Origin of the sequence: Streptomyces rimosus, from assembly GCF_008704655.1 — a bacterium.
In the GTDB taxonomy this organism is placed as follows: Bacteria; Actinomycetota; Actinomycetes; order Streptomycetales; family Streptomycetaceae; genus Streptomyces; species Streptomyces rimosus.
In genome coordinates, this window is record NZ_CP023688.1 from 5,708,935 (window position 1) to 5,729,955 (window position 21,021).

General features: G+C 72.9%; 16 protein-coding genes. 7 read left to right on the top strand and 9 right to left on the bottom strand.

The features are described from left to right. Positions 1 to 119: 119 nt before the first annotated feature. On the bottom strand, positions 120 to 1,442 hold the full coding sequence (locus tag CP984_RS24805) for an LCP family protein (protein WP_003983780.1): 1,323 nt from the start codon (positions 1,440 to 1,442) through the stop codon (positions 120 to 122). A gap of 264 nt (positions 1,443 to 1,706) precedes the next feature. Here CP984_RS24805 and CP984_RS24810 point away from each other — a divergent pair, with 264 nt between their 5' ends. Beyond that, positions 1,707 to 2,258: an acyl-CoA thioesterase gene (locus tag CP984_RS24810; RefSeq protein ID WP_003983779.1), complete on the top strand. Its 552-nt coding sequence runs from the start codon at positions 1,707 to 1,709 to the stop codon at positions 2,256 to 2,258. Between the two features lie 51 nt (positions 2,259 to 2,309). Here CP984_RS24810 and CP984_RS24815 read toward each other — a convergent pair whose 3' ends face one another. Together CP984_RS24815 and CP984_RS24820 are read right to left on the bottom strand one after the other, a co-directional pair. Continuing rightward, positions 2,310 to 3,005, bottom strand: a complete 696-nt coding sequence (locus CP984_RS24815; RefSeq protein WP_003983778.1) for a hypothetical protein — start codon at positions 3,003 to 3,005, stop codon at positions 2,310 to 2,312. 50 nt (positions 3,006 to 3,055) lie between these two features. Continuing rightward, positions 3,056 to 4,507 carry an LCP family protein gene (locus tag CP984_RS24820; protein WP_003983777.1) on the bottom strand — a complete coding sequence of 484 codons (1,452 nt, stop codon included), beginning with the start codon at positions 4,505 to 4,507 and terminating at the stop codon, positions 3,056 to 3,058. A 294-nt stretch (positions 4,508 to 4,801) separates the two neighbouring features. On the opposite strand from CP984_RS24820, the gene CP984_RS24825 reads away from it, so the two are divergent. The 3 genes from CP984_RS24825 to CP984_RS24835 all read left to right on the top strand — a co-directional run bounded on the left by CP984_RS24825 (position 4,802) and on the right by CP984_RS24835 (position 8,675). Beyond that, positions 4,802 to 5,863 (top strand): glycosyltransferase family 2 protein, encoded by a 1,062-nt coding sequence (locus CP984_RS24825; RefSeq protein WP_003983776.1) that lies wholly within the window; start codon positions 4,802 to 4,804, stop codon positions 5,861 to 5,863. A 230-nt stretch (positions 5,864 to 6,093) separates the two neighbouring features. Further along, complete coding sequence (locus tag CP984_RS24830) at positions 6,094 to 7,524, top strand: MFS transporter (RefSeq protein ID WP_003983775.1); 1,431 nt, start codon at positions 6,094 to 6,096, stop codon at positions 7,522 to 7,524. A gap of 44 nt (positions 7,525 to 7,568) precedes the next feature. Further along, entirely contained in the window at positions 7,569 to 8,675 is a 1,107-nt protein-coding gene (locus CP984_RS24835; RefSeq protein ID WP_003983774.1) for a polyprenyl synthetase family protein, read from the top strand. Here CP984_RS24835 and CP984_RS24840 read toward each other — a convergent pair. The 4 genes from CP984_RS24840 to CP984_RS24855 form a co-directional block, all read right to left on the bottom strand. After that, a complete protein-coding gene (locus CP984_RS24840; RefSeq protein WP_003983773.1) occupies positions 8,663 to 10,645 on the bottom strand; it encodes an LCP family protein in 1,983 nt (660 codons plus the stop codon). The genes CP984_RS24835 and CP984_RS24840 overlap by 13 nt on opposite strands. 108 nt (positions 10,646 to 10,753) lie before the next feature. Next, positions 10,754 to 12,544: an LCP family protein gene (locus CP984_RS24845; RefSeq protein ID WP_003983772.1), complete on the bottom strand. Its 1,791-nt coding sequence runs from the start codon at positions 12,542 to 12,544 to the stop codon at positions 10,754 to 10,756. Between the two features lie 229 nt (positions 12,545 to 12,773). Then, positions 12,774 to 14,060, bottom strand: a complete 1,287-nt coding sequence (locus CP984_RS24850) for an LCP family protein (protein WP_003983771.1) — start codon at positions 14,058 to 14,060, stop codon at positions 12,774 to 12,776. 169 nt (positions 14,061 to 14,229) lie between these two features. After that, positions 14,230 to 14,982 (bottom strand): TIGR03089 family protein, encoded by a 753-nt coding sequence (locus CP984_RS24855; protein WP_003983770.1) that lies wholly within the window; start codon positions 14,980 to 14,982, stop codon positions 14,230 to 14,232. Between the two features lie 126 nt (positions 14,983 to 15,108). Between CP984_RS24855 and CP984_RS24860 the strand changes: the two genes are divergently transcribed. From CP984_RS24860 to CP984_RS24870, 3 genes are all read left to right on the top strand, one after another. Then, positions 15,109 to 16,518, top strand: coding sequence for a peptidoglycan recognition protein family protein (locus CP984_RS24860; RefSeq protein WP_003983769.1), 1,410 nt, complete (start codon positions 15,109 to 15,111; stop codon positions 16,516 to 16,518). A 73-nt stretch (positions 16,519 to 16,591) separates the two neighbouring features. Then, positions 16,592 to 17,674 carry a mannose-1-phosphate guanylyltransferase gene (gene manB / locus CP984_RS24865; protein WP_003983768.1) on the top strand — a complete coding sequence of 361 codons (1,083 nt, stop codon included), beginning with the start codon at positions 16,592 to 16,594 and terminating at the stop codon, positions 17,672 to 17,674. A 96-nt stretch (positions 17,675 to 17,770) separates the two neighbouring features. Beyond that, entirely contained in the window at positions 17,771 to 18,685 is a 915-nt protein-coding gene (locus tag CP984_RS24870; protein WP_003983767.1) for a DNA-3-methyladenine glycosylase family protein, read from the top strand. A gap of 15 nt (positions 18,686 to 18,700) precedes the next feature. Here CP984_RS24870 and CP984_RS24875 read toward each other — a convergent pair whose 3' ends face one another. Next, a complete protein-coding gene (locus tag CP984_RS24875; RefSeq protein WP_003983766.1) occupies positions 18,701 to 20,056 on the bottom strand; it encodes a coenzyme F420-0:L-glutamate ligase in 1,356 nt (451 codons plus the stop codon). Then, entirely contained in the window at positions 20,053 to 21,009 is a 957-nt protein-coding gene (gene cofD, locus CP984_RS24880; protein ID WP_003983765.1) for a 2-phospho-L-lactate transferase, read from the bottom strand. The genes CP984_RS24875 and cofD overlap by 4 nt, the downstream gene beginning before the upstream one ends. Positions 21,010 to 21,021 lie beyond the last annotated feature (12 nt).

Here is a 21,021-nt window from a genome sequence, read left to right on the forward strand (position 1 = left end):
TATTCGCGTTGTCGGGTAGACGATCTTGGCGGACAGGGGGGAAGCGCTCCCGTCGAAACGTAGGGAAGCCCCCGGCCCGGCCGGAGGCTTCCCTGCATTCGTGACGGGTGCCGTCCGGCCTAGTTCCCGCTCACCGTAACCGGCTCATCCTTCTTCAGCTGGTCGACGAGTTTGGCGACCTTGGCCTTGTCCCAGCGGAGGTTGCCGCCGACGGTGCCGGCGATGGGCATGTTCATGGACTTGCCGTCGCCGCCGGTAACGCCCTTCATGGCGAAGAACATGGAGCCGAGGTCGAACAGGCCCATGTCCTTGTCGACGACCAGGGTGTCCAGGCCCGCGCCGAGGGTCGGGTAGAGCTTGAAGGGGTTGAGGATGGTGGCGGGGGTGGCTGTCTGGTTGGCGAGGGCGGCGAGGAACTTCTGCTGGTTCTTCGTGCGGTCGAGGTCGCTGCCCGCGAAGGCGTAGCGGGTGCGGACGAAGGCCAGGGCCTGTTCGCCGTTGAGGGTCTGCTTGCCGGCCTGGAAGTCGGCGCCGGACTTCTTGTCCTTGAACGCCTTGGGGATGTCCATCTCCACGCCGCCGATCGCGTCCACGATGCCCGCGAAGCCGGCGAAGCCGATCTCGACGTAGTGGTCGATGCGCAGGCCGGTGTTGTGTTCGACGGTGCGTACCAGCAGCTCGGGGCCGTCCTCGGCGTATGCCGCGTTGAGCTTGGTGTGCCGGCCGCGGCCCGGGTACTTCTTGCCGGACTTGGAGCCGACGAACGAGGGGATCTCCACGTCCGAGTCGCGCGGCAGCGAGATCAGCGTCGGGCCGTTGCTGCCGTCGTGCAGGATCATCATCGAGTCGGTGCGCTTGCCCTCGGCGGACCCGGTGTGCAGCTTCTTCTTGTCCTCGTCGGACATGCCCTCGCGGCTGTCCGAGCCGACGATCAGGTAGTTGGTGCCGTCGCCCGCCTCCGGCCGGTCGATGACCTTGCTCAGGTCCACCTCGCGGCGCAGCTTGCCGTCGGCCCAGAAGTAGGTGGCGACCGAGGTGACGAGGAGCACGGCGACGAGCGTCAGGACGGTCCACTTGATGCGGCGTCCCCAGTTGGGGGCCGGGCGCTGACCGCGGCCGCCGCCCTGCCCGCCGCCGCGGCCCCCGCCGCCGTAGACCTGGCCGGTGTTGTAGCCGTCGTCGTGGCCGGGGCCCTGCGGGGCGCCGTACTGGTCGTAGCCCTGGTTCTGGTGGGGGACGCCGGGGCCGCGGCGCGGCGAGAGGTGGGGCGGCAGCGGCGGCTCGGACGGCTGCTGACCCGGCCCGGGGCCGGGGCCGCCGGGCCCGCCGGAGCCGTACGGACCGCCGCGCCGCACGTGCGGCATGGCGCGCGCGCCCTCCGGCTCGGCGCCGCTGCCACGTCCGTACCGGTCTCTGTTGTCGGACCCAGGCCACTCGTTCATGGGGGAAGTCTGCCTGTCCTACTGCTCCCCCATACAGCCCAGGTACGAGATCGGGCCGTCGCTGTTGCAGAGCTGATGCAAAGTGACGCGGGGCGTCGCTTGCGCAAACCAGGGCGGAGGTGCTCATTCCGGTGGGTTGTGCCTGGTCAGAAGGGAGGGGAAAAGGAAAAGCGGGGCGCTGGGGCGCGTAACTGGGGCGCGGGAGGTGTGAGGTGCGGGACGGGCGCCGGGGGAGGGGGCGCACGCCGCGCATAAGCTGGGCGCATGACCGATCTCGTCACCACCGGCCCGGAGGGCGACCTTCCGGGCAAGCCCACCTCCGTCTCCCGTACGACGCTGTCGCACATCATGACGGCAGGCGACACCAACCTGCTCGGCACGGTGCACGGTGGCGTGATCATGAAACTCGTCGACGACGCGGCGGGCGCGGTGGCCGGCCGGCACTCCGGCGGCCCCGCCGTGACCGCTTCCATGGACGAGATGGCCTTTCTGGAGCCGGTCCGCGTCGGCGATCTTGTTCATGTGAAGGCCCAGGTCAACTGGACCGGCCGGTCCTCGATGGAGATCGGCGTACGGGTCCTGGCCGAGCGCTGGAACGAGTCCACGCCCGCGACCCAGGTCGGCTCCGCCTACCTGGTCTTCGCGGCGGTGGACGAGAACGGCAAGCCCCGTCCCGTACCGCCGGTCATCCCGGAGACCGAGCGCGACAAGCGCCGCTATCAGGAGGCGCAGATCCGCCGTACGCATCGTCTGGCACGGCGGCGCGCGATCAAGGAGCTGCGCGAGCAGGGCGCGGTGGGCGGGGCCGAGGACTAGGGAGACGGCGGAGCGCTCCCTCCCGGGCGGGTTGCGGCGCTCCCTGACGAGTCACGCCGCTCCCGGGCCGATCATTTCGATGACCGCCCGGTCTTCCGTCGTGCGTGCGCCCTCCCACAGGAGCACCCGGTCGGCGCCGGTTTCGGTGAGGAGCCGCTCGGCGAGCCGGGTTTCGCTCCCGAGGGCGCGTTCCACCACGTCCTGGCCGCTGCCGCGTACGGTCCACGCGCCGCCGTCGCGTACGTCGGCGCGCCACGTGTAGCGGACGCGTTCGCGCAGGATGCGGTACACGTACGACGGTGTGACGGCCAGGTCGCGGGCGATGGCGGGCGCGTCGAGGCCGTCGGCCGCGGCCTCCAGGACCAGGCGCGGCAGGGCGGCCTCGGTGATCTTGTAGGCGCGGCGGATGCGGCCCGCCTCGGTGAGGGTGAGGTCCTCGGCGCTGATGTCGAGTTCCGGGACGGCCGTCGTGCGCGCCGGCCGCGGTACGGCGCCGGGTGCCCGCCGGGCTGCGTGGTTGAGGCGCTCGACGTCCGCCTGGAGGGCGGCTTCCTCCTGTTCGAGCCGGGCCCGCTGCGCGGACAGGCGCGCGGCGCGGGCGGTCAGGTCCTCGGGCCCGGGGCGCTGCGGGGCGGGCGAGGTGTCCGGTGCGCGGGGGTCCGGCTGGGAGCGCAGGAACTGCTGCGCCACGGCGGTGATCTGCTCGATGAACCAGCGGTCGGTGAGGGGTGATCGCTTTTCGCCCATGGCGGCACTGTACTCAGTACACAGGGGTGAGAACCAGGTTCAGAGGGGGATTACGGGCAGGCCGCCTCGTCCCCCGTCAGCGTCCCGAAGTCGCCGGAGCCCGACGGCTGGGTCGGGTCGTCGGAGCGGACCTTGTGGACCGCCTTGAAGTCCTTGCCGACCGTGACGCGCAGCAGCTCTCCCTGGCCGGGGACCTGGCGCAGGGCCGCCCCGGGCAGGGCGGCGGACAGGGAGCGCACCGAGCGGTTCCAGCGCGGGTCGTAGGAGATCACCGTCCGCCGTACGCGCGTGGGGGCGTTGCCGGGCGTTCCGGTGGTGTCGAAGCCGGTGGCGCGCAGGGCCTTGTCCACCGTGCGGCCCAGCCCCATCCGCCCGGCGCCGTTGTCGACCTGCACCCGGATCGTGCCGGGCGGTACGTCCACCGCCGTCGCGCGCTGCCGGCCGGGCCGCCGTACGGCCAGTGGCCGGTCCTCGCGCAGGGCCTGGAAGAGCTTCTTCGCCTTGGCCTCGTTCCACATCACGGTCGAGCCCACGTTGGGCACCTGGAAGTCGATGTCGCTCACCGGCACCGAGGCGAATTCGGAGGACGACGGGTTGAAGCCGCGCAGCGCCTGGCCGAGGTCGACCATCTCGTCGGCGCCGAAGCCCTTGTCGGCCCGTACGGACTCCAGCAGCGCGTCGGTGATGTGCTTGAACTGGACCGGGTTCAGCAGCGCCCCGGAGCTGGTGATCTTGTGCATGAGCGCGGCGAAGAAGCGCTGCTGGCGCTGCATCCGCCCGAGGTCGGAGGCGCTGTCCAGGTGCCGGGAGCGGACGTACTGGAGTGCCCGGCCGCCGTCCAGCCGGGAGCGCCCGGGGGGCAGGTCCAGGCCGGTGTAGCTGTCCTTCAGGGGGCGCGTGGTGCAGATGTCCACGCCGCCGACCGCGTCCACCGTCTTCATGAAGCTGGTGAAGTCGACCTCCAGGTAGTGGTCGATGTGCACCCCGGTCATGCGCTCGACGGTCCGGATGGTCAGGCCCGGCCCACCCTCCGCGTACGCCGCGTTCAGCTTGACCGGGTGGCCGTGGTGCTTCTGCCCGGTGGTGGTGTCGGTGTGCGGCGGCGTCAGGGCGTACGAGTCGCGGGGCAGGCTGACGACACTGGCGCGGTTCCGGTCGGCGGACAGGTGGACCAGCATGATCGTGTCAGTGCAGTGGCACGGCTCGCCGCCCAGGTGGTAGCGGCGCTTCTCTTCGCGGGACAGCTTGTCCCGGCCGTCCGTGCCGACGACCAGGAAGTCCATGCCGTCCCCGCCGCTGTTGTCCGGCCGGTCGCCCAGGCCCTTGAAGGCGTCCACCCGGGCGATGCCGTCCTGCACGCCGGTGACCATGGCGTGCCCGATGCCGCCCGCGGCCAGCAGCAGCAGCGAGACGCTCGCGGCCATGCGCAGCCCCCAGCGCGGCCGCCCGTCCGGGCGCCGGTGACGGGCGGAGGGACGGGGCGGGCGGTGCGGTGCGGTCATGGGGACACCTCCGCGGCGGGGTCGGGGGGCGAACGGAGCGGGGGAGGGCGAAGGGGACGGGAGCGGGAACCGGGACGAGGGCGTACGGGCGGGACGCTGCGGATCCGGGCGGTCCGGCCGGGGACCGGAGGACCGTCTCCGGATCAGGACGAATCGTCTCCGCAAGGGAACGGAGCGGGCCGGGTCACCGTAGGCCCATATGATCGGCTGTAAAGCGCCACACGCCGGGCGCCGGGCCCAAGGCCACCCGCCTGCCGTCGGCTCCCGTCCCCCATACGCGGTAACGTGACCGCGATGAACGCCACGCCACCGCAGCAGCCCCCGGCCGTCTCCGTGATCATGCCGGTGCTCAATGAGGAACGTCATCTGCGCAGCTCGGTCGAGCACATCCTGGCGCAGGACTACGCCGGTGAGATGGAGGTGGTGATCGCGCTCGGGCCCTCGACGGACCGTACCGACGAGATCGCCGCCGAGCTGGTCGCCGAGAACGCCGGGAACGAGCGCGCCCGGGTGCTGACCGTGCCCAACCCCACCGGCCGCACCCCGGCCGCCCTGAACGCGGCGATCAAGGCGTCCGGCCACCCGATCGTGGTGCGCGTCGACGGCCACGGCATGCTCTCGCCCAACTACATCGCGACCGCGGTGCGCCTCCTGGAGGAGACCGGCGCGCAGAACGTCGGCGGCATCATGCACGCCGAGGGCGAGAACGCCTGGGAGGACGCGGTGGCCGCCGCGATGACCTCCAAGATCGGCGTGGGCAACGCCGCGTTCCACACGGGCGGCGACGCCGGCCCGGCCGACACGGTCTACCTGGGCGTCTTCCGGCGCGAGGCGCTGGAGCAGCAGGGCGGCTACAACGAGGAGTTCATCCGCGCCCAGGACTGGGAGCTGAACTTCCGCATCCGCGAGGCGGGCGGGCAGATCTGGTTCTCGCCGGAGCTGAAGGTGCAGTACCGGCCGCGGCCCAGCGTCCGCGCCCTCGCGAAGCAGTACAAGGAGTACGGGCGCTGGCGCCACGTCGTGGCCCGCTACCACTCCGGCTCGATCAACCTGCGCTACCTGGCGCCGCCGACCGCCGTGTGCGCCATCGCGGCGGGCGCCGTGGTCGGCGCCTTCGTCACGCCCTGGGGCTTCGTCGTACCGGCCGGTTACGTGGCCGCCATCGCGGCGGGCTCGGTACCGGCGGGCAAGGGGCTGCCGCTGAAGGCCCGCGCGCAGATCCCGGTCGCGCTGGCGACCATGCACATGTCCTGGGGCTGGGGCTTTTTGACCAGCCCGCGGTCGCTGGCCAAGAAGGTCATCGCCAGCCGCCGCCCGGCGGTGACGGCCCCGCGCCGCCCGGCCGCGGCCGAGTGAGCCCGGCGGCCCGCACCGGCGCCTGACGCGCACCCGGCGCCCGTACGCGATCGCGTACGGGCGCCGACGCGTATCGTCCGGCCCGGCTCCCTCCCGTACCGCCTCATGCGCACCACCCGACCCTCCCGTCACCGAAGCGGACACGGGCTGGGCACGGACGCATGGTCGTGGTTACGATACGTGTCCCGAGCGTCACGCATCGTGCTCGCCGACCGGCTGGAGGTGCCCCCGTGCGTCCATGGGCGGCACTGGTTGTCCTGCTGTGCGGCACCTTCCTGGCCAACCTCGACGTCTTCATCGTGGTCGTGGCGATGCCCGCGCTGGAGCGGGACCTCGGGGCGGACGGCGGCCAGCAGCAACTGGTCCTCGCCGGTTACCAGTTGGTCTACGCCCTCGGCCTGGCCGCCGGCGGACGGCTGGGGGACGCGCTGGGCACCCTGCGCGTCTTCGGCCTCGGCATGGCCGTCTTCACCGGCGCCTCGGTCGTCTGCGGCGTGGCGCCCACCACGGCCGTGCTGGTCGTCGCGCGGATGGTGCAGGGCGCCGGCACGGCGCTGATGGTGCCGCAGGTCTACCGCGCGGCGCGCACCCTGTTCACCGGCGCGGCGCAGCGCCGGGCGTACGCCGCGATCGGCGCGGTGATGGGGCTCGGCGCCATCGGCGGCCAACTGCTCGGCGGCTGGCTGCTGTCGGCCGATGTCCTCGGGCTCGGGTGGCGCGCCGTCTTCCTCGTCAACGTGCCGGTGGGCGTCCTGGCGCTCACGCTGCTGCCGTGGGCGGCGGGCTGCCCGCGCCCCGTACGGCACGGTCCGGTCCGCGCCGACCTGCCGGGCATCGGCCTCGCGGCGGGCGCGCTCGGGCTGTTCGTCGTCCCGCTGGTGGCGGGCGGCGCGGGCGGCATGGTGTGGTGGGGACCGGCCTGTCTGGCCGCTTCGGTCCCGGTCGGCGCCTGCTTCCTGCGCCATGAACGCGCGCTGGAGGCCCGGGGCGGCTCCCCGCTCGTACCGCCGCGGCTGCTGCGCCTCGACGGCTTCCGCCGCGGCATCGCACTGATCATCCTGATCAACTGCGGGCTCAGCGCGTTCGTCCTGATGCTCGGTCTGCTGCTGCAACGCGGGCTCGACTGGAGCCCGCTGGCCACCGGCCTGGGCATGGCCCCGGCGGCGGTCGCCTTCGCGGGCGGGTCGCTGCTCGCGCCGCGGCTCGCCCGCGGCGCCGAGCCCCGGCTGCTGGTCCTGGCCTCCCTCGCCGCCACCGCGGGCTACGCGGGCTGCGCCGCGACCGCCCTCGGCACCGACCCGCGCCTGCTGATCGGCGCGGTCTGCGCCGTCGGCGCCGCGCTCGGCCTGTGCGTCACCCCGGCCCTGTCCGTGACCCTGCGGACCGTGCCGGACGCCGTCGCGGGCGCGGCGTCCGGCGTGGTCTCCACGGCCCAGCAGCTCGGCGCCGCGCTCGGCGTGTGCGTCTTCGGCTTCCTCTTCTTCGCCCAGGTCCGCGCCACGGCCGATGTCGTCGGCGCCTTCGCGGTCACCACCGCCGCCCTGACCACGACGTCGGCCGCCGCCGGTGTCCTCGCCCGCGACCTGCCCCGGGCCGCCGCGCCCGCCGGCCTCCGCGAGGACGTCCCCGGTTCCCCGGCGCCGCGCGACCTCCCGATGTGACCCCCGGAAGGTCCTCAGCCCCTCCCGACCGTACGGAGACCCGCTTGTCCCCTCACCCCCGGCCCGCCACCGCGCGGCCGAGCGCCGAAGACCGGCTCGCCGAGGCCGTGCCGCGGGTACGGCAGTACCTGGCCGGGCTCCTCGACGGCTACCGGCCCCGGTACGCGTACCTGCGGCCCGCCCTTGAACGGCTCGTCGCCGACGGCCGGCGCACCCCGCTCGAATGCGCGCTGCCGCTCCTCGTCCACGGCGCCCTCGACGGTGGCCTGGAGCCGGCCGTGCCGCTGGCCGGGGCGCACGTCCTGTGGTGGCGGGCCGCCAACACCTTCGACGACGTGTCGGACGGCGGTACGGGCACCCGGCTGTACGGGGGCGACCCGGGCGCCGTACTGATCGCGGCCCTGGAGTGCGGTTACGCCCTGCCGCTGCGTGCCCTGACCGCTCTGCCGCTGCCCGGGGCGCTGCGCGAGCGGCTGGCCGCGGACTTCCTCGACGGCTGGACCGCCGCCTGCGACGGGCAGGTGGGCGACCTCCTCGGATCGCCGGCCGGGACCAGCCCCGAGGAGGTGCTGACCGTCTACCGGCACAAGAGCGGCGCGGTCTACGGCATGGCCGCCACCCTGGCGGCCCGTCTCGCGCTCGGCGCGCACCGCGCCGACGACCCGCGCGTCGCGGCCTGGGGCGAGTTCGGCCAGGCCGTCGGCCTGCTCGCGCAGTTCCGCAACGACGAGGACGATCTGCGCTCCGGCCACCACGAGGACCTCGGCAACCGGACCGCCACCTACCTGCTGGTCCAGCTGCTGCACGCGGCCACCGACACGGACCGGGAACGCGCCCTGGAACTCCTCGGCCGGGCCGCCGAGTCGGCCGCCGACCGCCGGGAACTGGCCGCCATGATGTTCGCGCCGGACGTGCTGGCCCCGTACCAGCGCTGTCTCGCGGACGTCCACCAGCGCGCCCACGCCCTGCTGGACACCCTCGCCCCCGACTCGCCGTTCACCGCCTGTCTGCACCGGCGCGTGGACGACGAGGTACGGACCACCGCGTACGCCGTCGCCCCGGCGGGGCCGCCCGGGACGCACTGCACGCTGCCCCCGGGCCCGGCGGTTCCGGCGGGCCGCGCCCGGGACCGGTCCGGTCAGAAGGTGTAGGCCGGGTTCACCTTCATGCACGCCTTCTTGTCCTCGCCGTTGAGGGCGTCGGCGCTCTCCGGGGCCTTGTCGGCCTCCTTCTTGTCCTCCGGCGGCTTCGGGAACGAGGTGCCCTTGCGCCAGTCGTTGCCGATCACCAGCCGCAGCTGGGTGGCCGTACTGGATTCCTTGACGGCGGACTTGGGCAGGCCGAGGGCCCTGGCCAGGGCCAGGGCGTCGCCGCTGCCCCCCTTGGCCGGGTAGGTGATCGTGGTGTCGGCCTGGGTGGTGAGGCGGGAGTCCGTGGAGGCGCCCGAGTAGCCGAGGGACACCAGACGGCTGTAGATCACGTTCGCGCGGCCGGAAACAGGGCCGCGGACCGTGCTGTTGGTGCCGTTCTGCACGATGACGTCCAGCTTGTCCTTGGCGGTCGTCGGTTTCGGCTCGGGCGCCGGCTTCTTTTTCTTCGTGTCCTTGCCGTCCAGCGCGGTGTCGTTGCGCAGGAGGGAGAAGGTCTGTTCGGCGTCCCCGGGCTTGGGGACGACGTACTCGCCGCCCGCCGCGTACTGCCACGGCATGGTGACCATCGTGATCCGCTCGGTCGGCACCCGCTGGAGGTCGCCGCCCAGGTCGTACAGCTTCTTGACGCTGCCCAGGCCCTCGTCCACCGTCAGCGCCTTGGTGGCGGCCTCGGCCAGGTCGCGCAGCTTCATCGGGTCGGTGAGCTTGGTGCCCGCCTTGAGCTCGCGGACCATCGAGTTCATGTACATGTGCTGGGCCTTGGCCCGGCCGATGTCGGTGTTGTCCTCGAAGCCGTAGCGGGTGCGCAGCCACTGGAGGGCCTGTACGCCCTTGACCGAGTGGGTGCCCGCGGTCAGCTTCAGACCGCTGCCGTGGCCCTTCTTGTCATGTGAGTAAACGTTTTTGTCCACACACACGGGGACCCCGCCGATCGCGTCCGCCATGTCCACCACGCCGGCGAAGTCGACCATCATGAAGTGGTCGATGTAGATGCCGGTCAGCTCCTTCCAGGTGGCGACCGTGCAGCCGGGGCCGCCGTGCTGGAGCGAGGTGTTGATGGCCGCGGTGGTCTGCGGATAGACCTTGCCGTCGTCCGGGTCGGTGCACTTCGGGATCGTCACGCGGGTGTCGCGCGGGATCGAGATGACCGACATGCTGCTGCGGTCGGCGGAGACGTGCAGCAGCATCTGCACATCGGCCAGCGGCTTGCGGTCCGCGTCCTGGCGGGCGCCGCCGAGCTCGATGTTCTTCTCGCTGTTCCGGCCGTCCGAGCCGAGCAGCAGGATGTTCAGCGGAGTCTGCCCGAAGGCGTTCGGCTGGGGCTTCTCCAGGCCGCCGGAGCCCAGGTCCAGGGCGTCCTTGCGGAGGTTGCTGTTGAGGTGCTCGTAGTACCAGTAACCGGCTCCGGCCGTGCCGACCAGCAGCACGGCCAGGGATATCGCGCTCCAGCGCAGCACGCGTTTGGCCTTGCTGCGCGGCTTGCCGGCGTGGCGGGTGCCCTTGGCGGCGGGATCGGTGTCCGCGGAGTCCTCGGGAGCGGGGGCGTCGGGGGCGGCGGCACCGGAAGCGGCGGCACCGGTGACGGGTCCGGCACCGGTGACGGGCCCGGGCGCGGCGGCACCGGCCGGGGGAGTGGAGCCGTCCGCCGGGGACGCGGCGGGTTCCGCCGCCGCTTCCTTCGTGACCTTGGTGTCCTGCGCGGCGGCGGCCGGACCTTGGACACCCCCGGTGATCACCGGAGGCGTCGCTGCCCGGCCGCCACCGGCCACCGGTGTGCCGGTGATACCCGGGGCGGCGGGAGCGGCGGCGTTCCGCGGGTTCGGCGCGCCCTGCGGGTTCCGCGCGTTCCCCGTACGGTCCGCCGCCCCGTTCTCCTCGTCCTCCTCGTACAGGCTGTCGTCCCAGCCCAGATCCTTGGCGTCCGGCCGGCGCCGGCGCGGTCCGTTTCCGCGCACACTGCTCTGCCGCATTGGGTTCTCCCCCGTCAATCGGCGCCGGTCACGGCGGCCGGGGCTCGCTTGGTGGTTCGGCTGCCCCGTGCAGCCGTGGCCCGGCCGGGGAGCCCGGCCGGTGTCCTGCTACTTGGCGCAGACGTTCTTGTCGTCGGCGTTCACGTTCTGCACGCCGTCCGGCGTCTTCGTCGGCGCCTCGATCGACTTGCCCGCTCCCTGGAAGTCCTTGCCGAGGATCAGCTTCATCGGGACCTTCGGCCCCGCGTCCGCGGTGGTCTTCTTCAGCGCGCTCTTGGGCAGGCCCATCCAGGCGGCCAGGGTGGCGGCCTGGTCGGCCTGGTTGGGCGCGTACTCCAGGCGGGTCGCGGCCAGCTTCGTCGGCGCGTTGCCGGCGTTCGTCGAGAGCTTCGCGGCCTTGCTGTTCTGCAGCCAGTCCACCGTCTCCTGCGCGGCGCCGATCGGCCCGCCGCCGTTGCTGACATCGACCCGGACCTTGTCGGCCGGCGCCTTGGGAACCTGCTTGTCGTCCGAGGTGCCCTTGCCCTTCTTCTCGTCGGTCTTGGACAGCGAATGGTCGGCGCGGATCATCTGGAACAGCGGCACGGCCTTCGCCTCGTCCAGTACGACGGTCGCACGGTCCCTGGGGTTGTCCAGGACGGGCACTGTGGCGAAAGTGATGTTCTTGATGTCGACCCGGCTGAGGTCCTTGGCCAGGTCCACGAGCTTGCCCGCGCTGCCGATGCCGGTGTCCACGGTCAGCGCCTTGGTGGCGGCCTGGGCCAGGTCGTAGAGCTTGGGCACGCTGGTCAGGGTGTCGCCGGACTTCATCTTGCGGATCATCGAGCCGATGAACTGCTGCTGGAGCTTGATGCGGCTCAGGTCGCTGCCGGTGCCGACGGAGTGCCGGGTACGGACGAACGCCAGCGCCTGCTCGCCCTTGACGACGCTCTTGCCCGCCGGCAGGTGCAGATGGGACTTGGGGTCGTTTATCGGCTTCGCGGCGCACACCTCCACGCCGTCCACCGCCTCGGAGAGCTCCTTGACCGCGTTGAAGTCGGCCATCATGAAGTGATCTATGGACAGGCCGGTCATCTTCTCCACGGTGCGCCAGGTGCAGCCGGGGTCGCGGTCCTCCTGGCCCAGGCTGGTGTTGAAGCGGACGTTGCGCTGGCCGGGGATGGTCTTCGTGGTGCCGTTCTTCTTGGTCGGGCAGTCCGGAATGTCGGTGATCATGTCGCGGGGGATGCTCAGGGCCGTCGCGTTGGACCGGTCCTTGGAGATGTGCATCAGGATCGTGGTGTCCGCGTGGCCCACGCTGCCCGCGTCGCCGTAGCCCTGGTTGCCCTTGCCGGAGCGGGCGTCCGTCCCGATGATCAGAATGTTGACCGGGCCGTCCTTGACCGCCGGGTTCTCCTTGCCGACGTCGACCTTGGAGATGTTCCCGTTCAGCTGCTGGTAGAGGTAGAACGCGCCGCCGCAGCCCGCGACGAGGACGAAGCCGAGCGCGCCGGACGTCCAGTAGAGCGCCTTCTTCTTGGCGGACTTCTTCGGCTTGGGCTTACGGCGGCTGGGCGGGGTGCCGCCACCGCTGGTGCCACCGCCGCCGCTCGCCGAGCGGCTCCCGGCCCTCCGGTCGCGCTGGGCCGGCAGCTCGCGCGTGTCGCCGTTCTGCCGTGGCCCGCCGCGTCCAGAACCGTTTTGCCCCGTGCCGCTGCCCGGCCCCCGGGGGCCGCGGCCCTCTTCGGGTCCGGCCGCTCGGCTGCCGCGTCTGGGCGCCGGAGTCCCGCGGTCGGCCGGCTGCGGTGCCGGAGCGTCGGCAGGGTCCAGCCGCAACTCGTAGTTGCCGGTGTTGGGATCGAACACCCACTGATCAGCGGGATCGAAGTCGTCCGCTCGCCCACGGCCTTGCGCGTCCACGGTGCCTTGTGTCCTCCGTCGGTGCCACGCGGCGCCTCCCCCTCAAGGCGCTCGGTCGGTCGGTTGTGCAATGCGCGGTCAGCCTGATCGTGCGGACCGGATCGCTCACACTATCCGCCCAGTTCAGCGTCGAGCGACGCCCGTGACACATTCCACTTCCCTACAACTGGGCAATTCACCCCAACCTTTCGACAGCTTTCGATCAGCCGACTGTACCTTTGCAGAGCTTTTATCGGCAGATCCCGCGCTCTGCGGTGGTTCCCTGGAACGTCGGCTCGGACGGCGAAGGTGAAGAGCCCGCGGAGCCATTCGCGGAATCTTCACGCGGCCCTGACGCCGGGCCCGGCCCCGGGGGAGCGGGTGAGGGCGGTGTGGAGGTGGGCCGGACGGACACCGGGTGGTCCTTGCCCAGCTGCCGGAAGAGGCGTTCCGCGGCCGGCTGGGCGAGTTCGTCGCGATCAGCGTTGTAGCGGTACTCCTGGCGCGGAACGGTCAGGAACTGCACCTTCTCGGTCGGAATGCTGCGCAGGCCGCGTACCCATTCGTACAGACCACGCAGCGACGCCAGGTCCTCATCGGTGATCAGAGAACTCGTCGCGGCGTCCAGCAGCGGATAGAGCCGGCGGGGATTGAGCAGCACGCCATTGCTCTGGACCTTGTTCACCAGCGCCGCGAGGAACTGCTGCTGACGTTCCATGCGCTGGGTGTCGCTGCCGTCGCCCAGGCTCTTGCGGGCCCGTACGTAACCGAGCGCGTCCTCGCCGCGCAGTGTCTGCCATCCCGCCGGCAGCCGCAGATGCGCCTCGTCGTCCTTGACGGGCCGTTCCAGGCACACGTCCACCCCGTCCACCGCGTCCACCATTTTCTTGAACCCGGTGAAGTCCACGATCATGTGGTGATCGATGCGAATGCCCGTCATCTTCTCGACGGTACGGATCGAGCAGGCCGCGCCCGCGAACTCGAACGCCCAGTTGAACTGGTTGAATTGCGGCGCCGATTGCTTTCCGTCGGAACGCTTGCATTCGGGAATCTGCACCATCAGATCCCGTGGGATGCTCACCGCCGTCGCGCTCCGCCGGTCCGCCGACGCGTGCAGCAGGATCGTGGTGTCCGAGCGCTGGGTGCCGTTGTCCGGGCCGTACTTGCCGCTGTTCTCCCCGGAGCGCCGGTCGGTGCCGATCAGCAGAACGTTCTCCGCGCCGCCCGGCTCCGATTTCGGCCGCTCCGCCTCGTACTTCTCCAGCTCGTTGCGGGTGTCGGAGTCGGTACGGATATTGCCGTCCAGTTTGGTGTAGACCAGCCAGCCGAGGCCGGCCAGGGCCAGCACCAGTGCGGAGAGCCCGACGGCGGTCCAGCGCAGCCACCGCCGCCTCGGCCCCGGCCCCGTGGACGTCGCGCCGCTCTCCGCCGTGAGGTCCAGCGGCGGCGCGGCGAGCGGGGCGTCCTGCGCACCGGTCTCGCCGGCGGGGCCCTGCGGGCCGGGCCGGCCGGACGGGTTCTCCGGGCTGTCGGTCACGAGTGCGTCCCCATCCCTCCGGAGTCGGCGTCGCGCCCGCGCGGGCCGACTCCGGAGACCGGACGTGCGGACCCGCGCGACGGCGCCCGTACCCCAAGATCATGGCCCGCGCGGCGCCGCCCGGCCCCTCACGGAGCGCCGGGCGTCCGCCGGACGGGGGAGAGGAAGCTCAGAGCGCCCGGTGGGTGACCCGCTCGCTCTCCTCGCGCTTGGCCAGGCCGTCCGCGTCCAGCCGGTCCAGGTTGCGGCACAGTACGACCGAGCCGCCCGCGGCGAGCGGGGCCAGCAGCCCGGCGGACAGGCCCGCCCAGGTGTCGTACGGCAAGCCGGACAGCAGCCGGGAGCCCGCGGACAGGCCGCGCTCGGCGGCGTCGGCCAGCGCCGCCGCCACGGCCTCGGTGCCGGTCAGCTCCCGGCCGTCCACCGCGAGCGCCGGGTCCCCGGGGGCCACCGGCGCGTACGGCGCGAACCGGTCGCCCTGGCCGGGCACCTCGGCCGCGTAGTCCGCGAAGCCTTCCGGCGGCTGCGGGAAACGGCCGCCCAGCGGGCGCAGGGCCAGCGCCACCCGCTCGCCGGAGCAGGCACGCGCCTCCTCCAGCGTGTCCGGGCCGCTCACGACGAGATCGGCCGCCGCCGGGTCGCCGCCGATGTCGGCGACCACGCCGACCGAGGAGCAGGCCAGCAGCCATACGGCGGTCTGCCAGTGGGCGGGCAGCAGCAGCGCCAGCCGGTCGCCGGGTTCGGCGGCCAGGTCGTCCTGGAGGTAGTTGGCGGTCTTCGCCACCCAATTGGCGAAGGTGGCCACGGACAGTTCCACGCGCTCGCCGGTGGCATCGTCGTAGAAGGTCACCAGCGGCCGGGACGGGTCCGCGGCGAGCGCGGAACGCAGCAGGTCGGCGGGGGTGCGATCGGTGGTGTTCATCGGCGCCAGGGTACGCGCGGCAGTGACCGGGGGTCAGCCGGACGGCGGGCGGGCACGGGGCGTGCGGGCCGACGCGCCGTCAGATTACGAATGGCATGTTATGCCCTATTCGTTCACGATTTCTCCATGCGTGCCATTCTTGCTACCTCGATCGCCGTGACGTGCACCGCCGCCCTCACCCTCCCGCTCGCCCTGCCCGCCGGAGCGACCGGCCCGGAACACACCGCCACCTCCACCACCCGCGCGGCCCGCGCGCCCTCCGCACAGGCCGCCCCCGACGGCATCCCCGGCAGCACCCGCTCCCTCCCGCTGCGCCCCCTGCGGCCGTCCGACCGCGGCGCGGCAACCGGCGGCCAGGGCCTGGCCGCCTACGGCGTCGCCCCGTTCTCGCTGGTCGGCGTCGTCTGGGACGACCCGGCCGCCGTGCTCGACGGCCGCGCCCAGGTCCGTACCCGGCCCGCCGGCGGCACCGGCTGGTCCGGCTGGCAGGACATCCAGGCACACGACGACGACGCGCCCGACCCGCGCTCCTCCGAGGGGCACGGCGATTCCGTACGGGGCAGCACCGCACCCCTGTGGGTCGGCCCCTCCGACGCCGTGGAACTGCGCGTCGTCCCGGAGCACGACGGCACCGGCCGCGCACCGGAACGCCGGGCACTGCCCGCCGGAATGCACCTGGAACTCGTCGACCCCGGCGAGGACTCCACCCAGGTGCGCGCGGCGCGGACCGGCGAGAGCCGCCCGAAGCCGCCGGACGGCACCGGGACCCTCGGAAGCGTCGGCTCCGCCCTCGGCTCCCTGCTCGGCGTCTTCCGCATCCCGGCGGTCAACGCACCCACCCGCCCCCGCGACGACGGCGACGACCCGTCCACGAGCCGCCCCAGCACCCCCCGGCCCGGCACCTCCCGGCCGCCCGCCGAGTCCCGCTCGCACGTCGGCCCGCGCCCGGCCATCGTCACCCGGGCCGGCTGGGGCGCCGACGAGAGGCTGCGCGAGCGGGACTTCGCCTACACCAGGACCGTCAAGGCGGCCTTCCTCCACCACAGCGCCACCGGCAACAACTACACGTGCGGGCAGGCCCCTTCCGTCCTGCGCAGCATCTACCGCTACCACGTCAAGAGCAGCGGCTGGCGGGACATGGGCTACAACTTCCTCATCGACAAGTGCGGCACCGTCTACGAAGGCCGCGCGGGCGGCGTCACCAAGCCGGTCAAGGGCGCGCACACCCGCGGCTTCAACGAGAACACCATGGGCATCGCCGTTCTCGGGACGTTCGAGAATGCAAACCCGCCAACCTCCGCCGTTTCCGCGGTGGCGCGGCTGGCGGCGTGGAAACTCGGGCTGTACGGAATGGACCCGCGCACCACAACATCCCTAGTTTCCGGCGGAGGCAACCGGTACAAGAAGGGCACCCGGGCTAGGCTGCACGTCATCTCGGGCCACCGGGACGGCTTCTCCACCGAGTGCCCCGGTGACCGCCTCTACGGGAAACTCGGCAGCGTACGCAGTTCCGCGGCGCGCCTTCAGGGGCGCTGAAAGTCCGTTCGAAAGCATCTGCCTACACTGGTCCGCCGACCGGCCGACCCCAGCAGGAAGCAGAGAAGACAAGGTGACAGAAGCGATCCTCCTGGTCGGCGGCAAGGGCACCCGACTGCGCCCGCTGACGGTGCACACGCCCAAGCCCATGGTCCCGGCCGCCGGTGTCCCCTTCCTCACCCACCAGCTGGCGCGCGCCCGCGCGGCGGGCGTGGAGCACATCGTGCTGGCCACCTCCTACCTCGCCGAGGTCTTCGAGCCGTACTTCGGCGACGGGTCCGCGCTCGGTCTGCACCTGGAGTACGTCACCGAGGAGGAGCCGCTGGGCACCGGCGGCGCCATCCGCAACGTCGCCTCCCGCCTCCACTCGGCACCCGACGACCCGGTCCTGATCTTCAACGGGGACATCCTCACCGGGCTGGACATCGAAGCCCTGGTCGACACCCACCGCACCGCGGGCGCCGATGTCTCGCTGCACCTGACCAAGGTCGCCGACCCGCGCGCCTTCGGCCTGGTGCCCACCGACGAAACCGGCCGGGTCACCGCCTTCCTGGAGAAGCCGCAGACGCCCGAGGAGATCGTCACCGACCAGATCAACGCGGGCGCCTACGTCTTCAACCGCTCGGTCATCGACACCATCCCCACCGGCCGCCCGGTCTCCGTCGAGCGCGAGACCTTCCCTGGCCTGCTGGCGGACGGCGCCCACCTCCAGGGCATGGTCGACTCCACCTACTGGCTCGACCTGGGCACCCCGCACGCCTTCGTCCGCGGCTCCGCCGACCTGGTGCTGGGCCGCGCCCCGTCCCCGGCCGTCCCCGGCCGCTGCGGCGACCGGCTGGTGCTGGACACCGCCGACGTCGCCCCGGACGCCAAGCTCACCGGCGGCACGGCCATCGGCCCCCGGGCCCGGGTCGGCGCGGGCGCGCGTATCGACGGCAGCACGGTCCTGGAGGGCGCCGTCGTCGAGCCCGGCGCCCGCGTCCACGACTCGCTGATCGGCGTCGGGGCCCGCATCGGCGCCCGTACGGTCCTGGAAGGCGCGGTCATCGGCGACGGCGCGGTGATCGGCGCCGACAACGAGCTGCTCGACGGCATACGGGTGTGGTGCGGCGCGCAGATACCGGAGGCGTCGGTGCGGTTCTCCTCGGACCAGTAGGCCGCTCCTCTTCGGGCAGGCAGGACGGGGGAGACCCCTGCCACTCCGGGACCTCGCGCCCCGTCACCGCGCACCCGCATCACTTACCCTGGCCGGATGCCCGCCCCCCTCCGCCGCACCTGGGTCCCGCCCGGCCCGTACGACCTGCACCGGACCCTCGGTGTGCTCGGGCGCGGGCCCGGCGACCCGGCGTTCCGGGTGGCGGACGGCGCCGTCCGGCGGGCCAGCCGTACACCGCTGGGCCCGGCCACCCTGTGCGTACGGGCGCGGCCCGGCGCAGGGGAGATCGAGGCCGAGGCATGGGGGCCGGGCGCCGCATGGATGCTGGACGGACTGCCCGCCCTGCTGGGCGAGGGGGACGATCCGGCGGCCTTCACCCCGCGGCACCGCCTCGTCCATGAGGCGCGCCGCCGCCACCCCGGCGTACGACTGGCCCGTACCGGCCTGGTCCTGGAGTCGCTGATCCCCTCGATCCTGGAGCAGAAGGTCACCTCCGACGAGGCGTACCGCGCCTGGCGCCTCCTCCTCCAGCGGCACGGCGAGCCCGCGCCCGGCCCCTGGGACCGGCTGCGCGTGATGCCCGATCCGCGCGGCTGGGCGCTGATCCCGTCCTGGGAATGGCACCGCGCGGGCGTCGACGACAAACGGTCGGCCACGATCCTGCGGGCCGTACGCGTCGCCCGCCGCCTGGAAGAGGCCGCGGCCATGGACCTGCCGGACGCCCTGCACCGGCTCCAGCTGGTCCAGGGCATCGGCCCGTGGACGGCCGCCGAGGCGCTCCAGCGCTCCAACGGCGCGCCCGACGCGATCACCGTCGGCGACCTGCACCTGCCGCGCATCGTCGGCTACGCGCTGACCGGGCGGCGCGACGGCACCGACGAGCAGATGCTCGAACTGCTCGCCCCCTACGAGGGCCAGCGCCACCGCGCCACCCGCTTCATCCTGCTGTCGGGCCGCACCCTGCCGCGCCGCGCGCCGCGCTTTCCCGTCGGGAACATCGCGCCGCTGTAGCGGGCGTACGAACGCTCAGCGCACCACGACGAAGTCGTCGCCCGCGCGCGCCGGGCGCGGCCGGGGCGGTGCCGCGGGGCGGCCCACGGCCACCGCGCCCATCGGGTCCCAGCCGGCCGGCAGGCCCAGCACGTCCCGTACGACATCGCGGCAGAACATCGTCGAGGACACCCACGCCGAGCCCAGCCGCTCCCCGGCCAGCGCGACCAGGAAGTTCTGGATGCCCGCGCCGTTGGCGACGACGAACATCTCCCGCTCGGCGGCGTTGCGCCGCGCGTCCGGATACGTGTGGGAGCCGTCCATCACCAGGCACGGCACGACCAGGTACGGCGCATTGCGCAGCACATCCCCGCGGCGCACCCGCTTGGCGATCGACTCCTCGCTGAAGCCGTCTCCGCGCAGGTCGGCGATCCACGCCTCCCGCATCGCGTCCAGCAGTTCCGTACGCGAGCGCTCGGACTCCAGGAGGACGAAGCGCCAGGGCGTGGTGTGGTGCGGTGCGGGCGCGGTGACCGCGGCGGCGACCGCGCGCCGGACCGCGCCCGGGTCCACCGGGTCGTCGGTGAACTCGCGGACCGTACGCCGCAGGGTCACCGCTTCCCGTACGGCCTCGGAGGTGCCCAGCCGGAACATGTCGTTCTCGGCGGTGCGCACCAGGTCCCGGGCCCCGGCGTCGTCCCCGTCGCCGGCCTCGTCCGTACCGCCGTCGCGCACCACGTGGGGCAGGCCGCGGACCACCGCGACCGGCAGCCCCTCGGCCTTGCCCTTCACCAGGTCGCCCGCCGCGGCCAGTTCGTCGGCGGTGGCGACCACCGTCGCGCTGAGCGGATTGCCGTACGCGTCCACGCCGCCGCGCAGGTCGTCCAGCACCCGTACCCCGGCAGCGCCGATCGCGACATCCGTCAGCCCGCTGCGCCACGGCCGCCCGAAGGTGTCGGTGACGACGACGCCGACGCGCACGCCCAGCGCGGCCAGCAGCCCGTCGCGGATCGCGCGGGCCGAGGCGTCCGGGTCCTCGGGCAGCAACAGCACGGTTCCGGCCGCGGTGTTGGAGGCGTCCACGCCCGCCGCCGCCATGACCAGGCCCTGCCGGTTCTCCACGATGCGCAGCGTGCCGCGGCGCGCCACGACCCGTACCGTCTCCTGGTCGATGGCCGCCTCGCGGTCGGCGGCCTCCATGATCCGGCCCTCCGCCTTGCTGACGATCTTCGAGGTCACCAGCAGCACGTCGCCGTCGGCCAGACCGGGCAGCCCGGCACCGGCCGCCGCGGCCGCGATGATCTTGGCCAGGTCGTCGCCGGGCCGCACCTCGGGGATGCCGGGCAGCGCCCACACCCGGTACGCGGGGGCGGCGGCACCGGGGTCGCTCATCCGCGGACCTCCTCGGCCAGCGCCAGCGCCTCGCGGGCCATCGCGGCCGTCGCGTCCAGGTCCGTCATCATCAGCGGTACGGCCTTGCAGCGGATGCCCGCCTCCTCGACCCGGGGCACCGCTGCGGCGTCCACCGTGTCCACGAGCCAGCCGTCCAGCAGCCCGGAGCCGTAGTGCTCGGCCACCGCCGCGGCCGTCGACTCGACGCCGACCGCCGCCAGCACCTTGTCCGCCATGCCGCGCACCGGCGCGTCGCCGACGATCGGCGACAGGCCGACCACCGGCACCCCGGCGTCCGCGATCGCCTCGCGCACACCCGGCACCGCCAGGATCGTGCCGACGCTCACCACCGGGTTGGACGGCGGGAAGAGCACCACGTCCGCCTCGGCGATGGCCTCCAGCACGCCCGGCGCGGGCTTGGCCTGCTCGGCGCCGACCGGTACCACCGCCTGCGCGTCGACCGAGGCGCGCAGCCGTACCCAGTACTCCTGGAAGTGGACGGCCTTGCGCTCGCCGTCGATGTCCACGGCCACATGGGTCTCGATCCGGTCGTCCGACATCGGCAGCAGCCGCACCCCGGGCTTCCAGCGCGCGCACAGCGCCTCGGTCACCGCGCTGAGCGGGTAGCCGGCGCCGAGCATCTGCGTACGGACGATGTGGGTGGCGAAGTCCCGGTCGCCGAGCCCGAACCACTCGGGCCCGACCCCGTAGGCCGCCAGCTCCTCCTTCACCCGGAACGTCTCGTCGGCCCGGCCCCAGCCCTGTTCCTCGTTGATGCCGCCGCCGAGCGTGTACATCACGGTGTCGAGGTCCGGGCAGACCTTCAGCCCGAACAGGTGGATGTCGTCACCGGTGTTGCCGATGACCGTGATGTCGGCGTCCGGCGCCGCTGCTTTCAGACCCCGCAGGAAGCGGGCGCCGCCGATGCCGCCGGCGAGAACCACAATGCGCATGGGGCCAGCATG

Bases quoted from the DNA above. Each gene is read 5' to 3' on its own strand.
- CP984_RS24820 (WP_003983777.1), bottom strand. From the start codon at position 4,507: ATGACCGCACCGCACCGCCCGCCCCGTCCCTCCGCCCGTCACCGGCGC.
- CP984_RS24810 (WP_003983779.1), top strand. From the start codon at position 1,707: ATGACCGATCTCGTCACCACCGGCCCGGAGGGCGACCTTCCGGGCAAG.
- CP984_RS24860 (WP_003983769.1), top strand. From the start codon at position 15,109: ATGCGTGCCATTCTTGCTACCTCGATCGCCGTGACGTGCACCGCCGCC.
- CP984_RS24870 (WP_003983767.1), top strand. From the start codon at position 17,771: ATGCCCGCCCCCCTCCGCCGCACCTGGGTCCCGCCCGGCCCGTACGAC.
- CP984_RS24815 (WP_003983778.1), bottom strand. From the start codon at position 3,005: ATGGGCGAAAAGCGATCACCCCTCACCGACCGCTGGTTCATCGAGCAG.
- CP984_RS24805 (WP_003983780.1), bottom strand. From the start codon at position 1,442: ATGAACGAGTGGCCTGGGTCCGACAACAGAGACCGGTACGGACGTGGC.
- CP984_RS24825 (WP_003983776.1), top strand. From the start codon at position 4,802: ATGAACGCCACGCCACCGCAGCAGCCCCCGGCCGTCTCCGTGATCATG.
- cofD (WP_003983765.1), bottom strand. From the start codon at position 21,009: ATGCGCATTGTGGTTCTCGCCGGCGGCATCGGCGGCGCCCGCTTCCTG.
- CP984_RS24875 (WP_003983766.1), bottom strand. From the start codon at position 20,056: ATGAGCGACCCCGGTGCCGCCGCCCCCGCGTACCGGGTGTGGGCGCTG.
- CP984_RS24840 (WP_003983773.1), bottom strand. From the start codon at position 10,645: ATGCGGCAGAGCAGTGTGCGCGGAAACGGACCGCGCCGGCGCCGGCCG.
- CP984_RS24855 (WP_003983770.1), bottom strand. From the start codon at position 14,982: ATGAACACCACCGATCGCACCCCCGCCGACCTGCTGCGTTCCGCGCTC.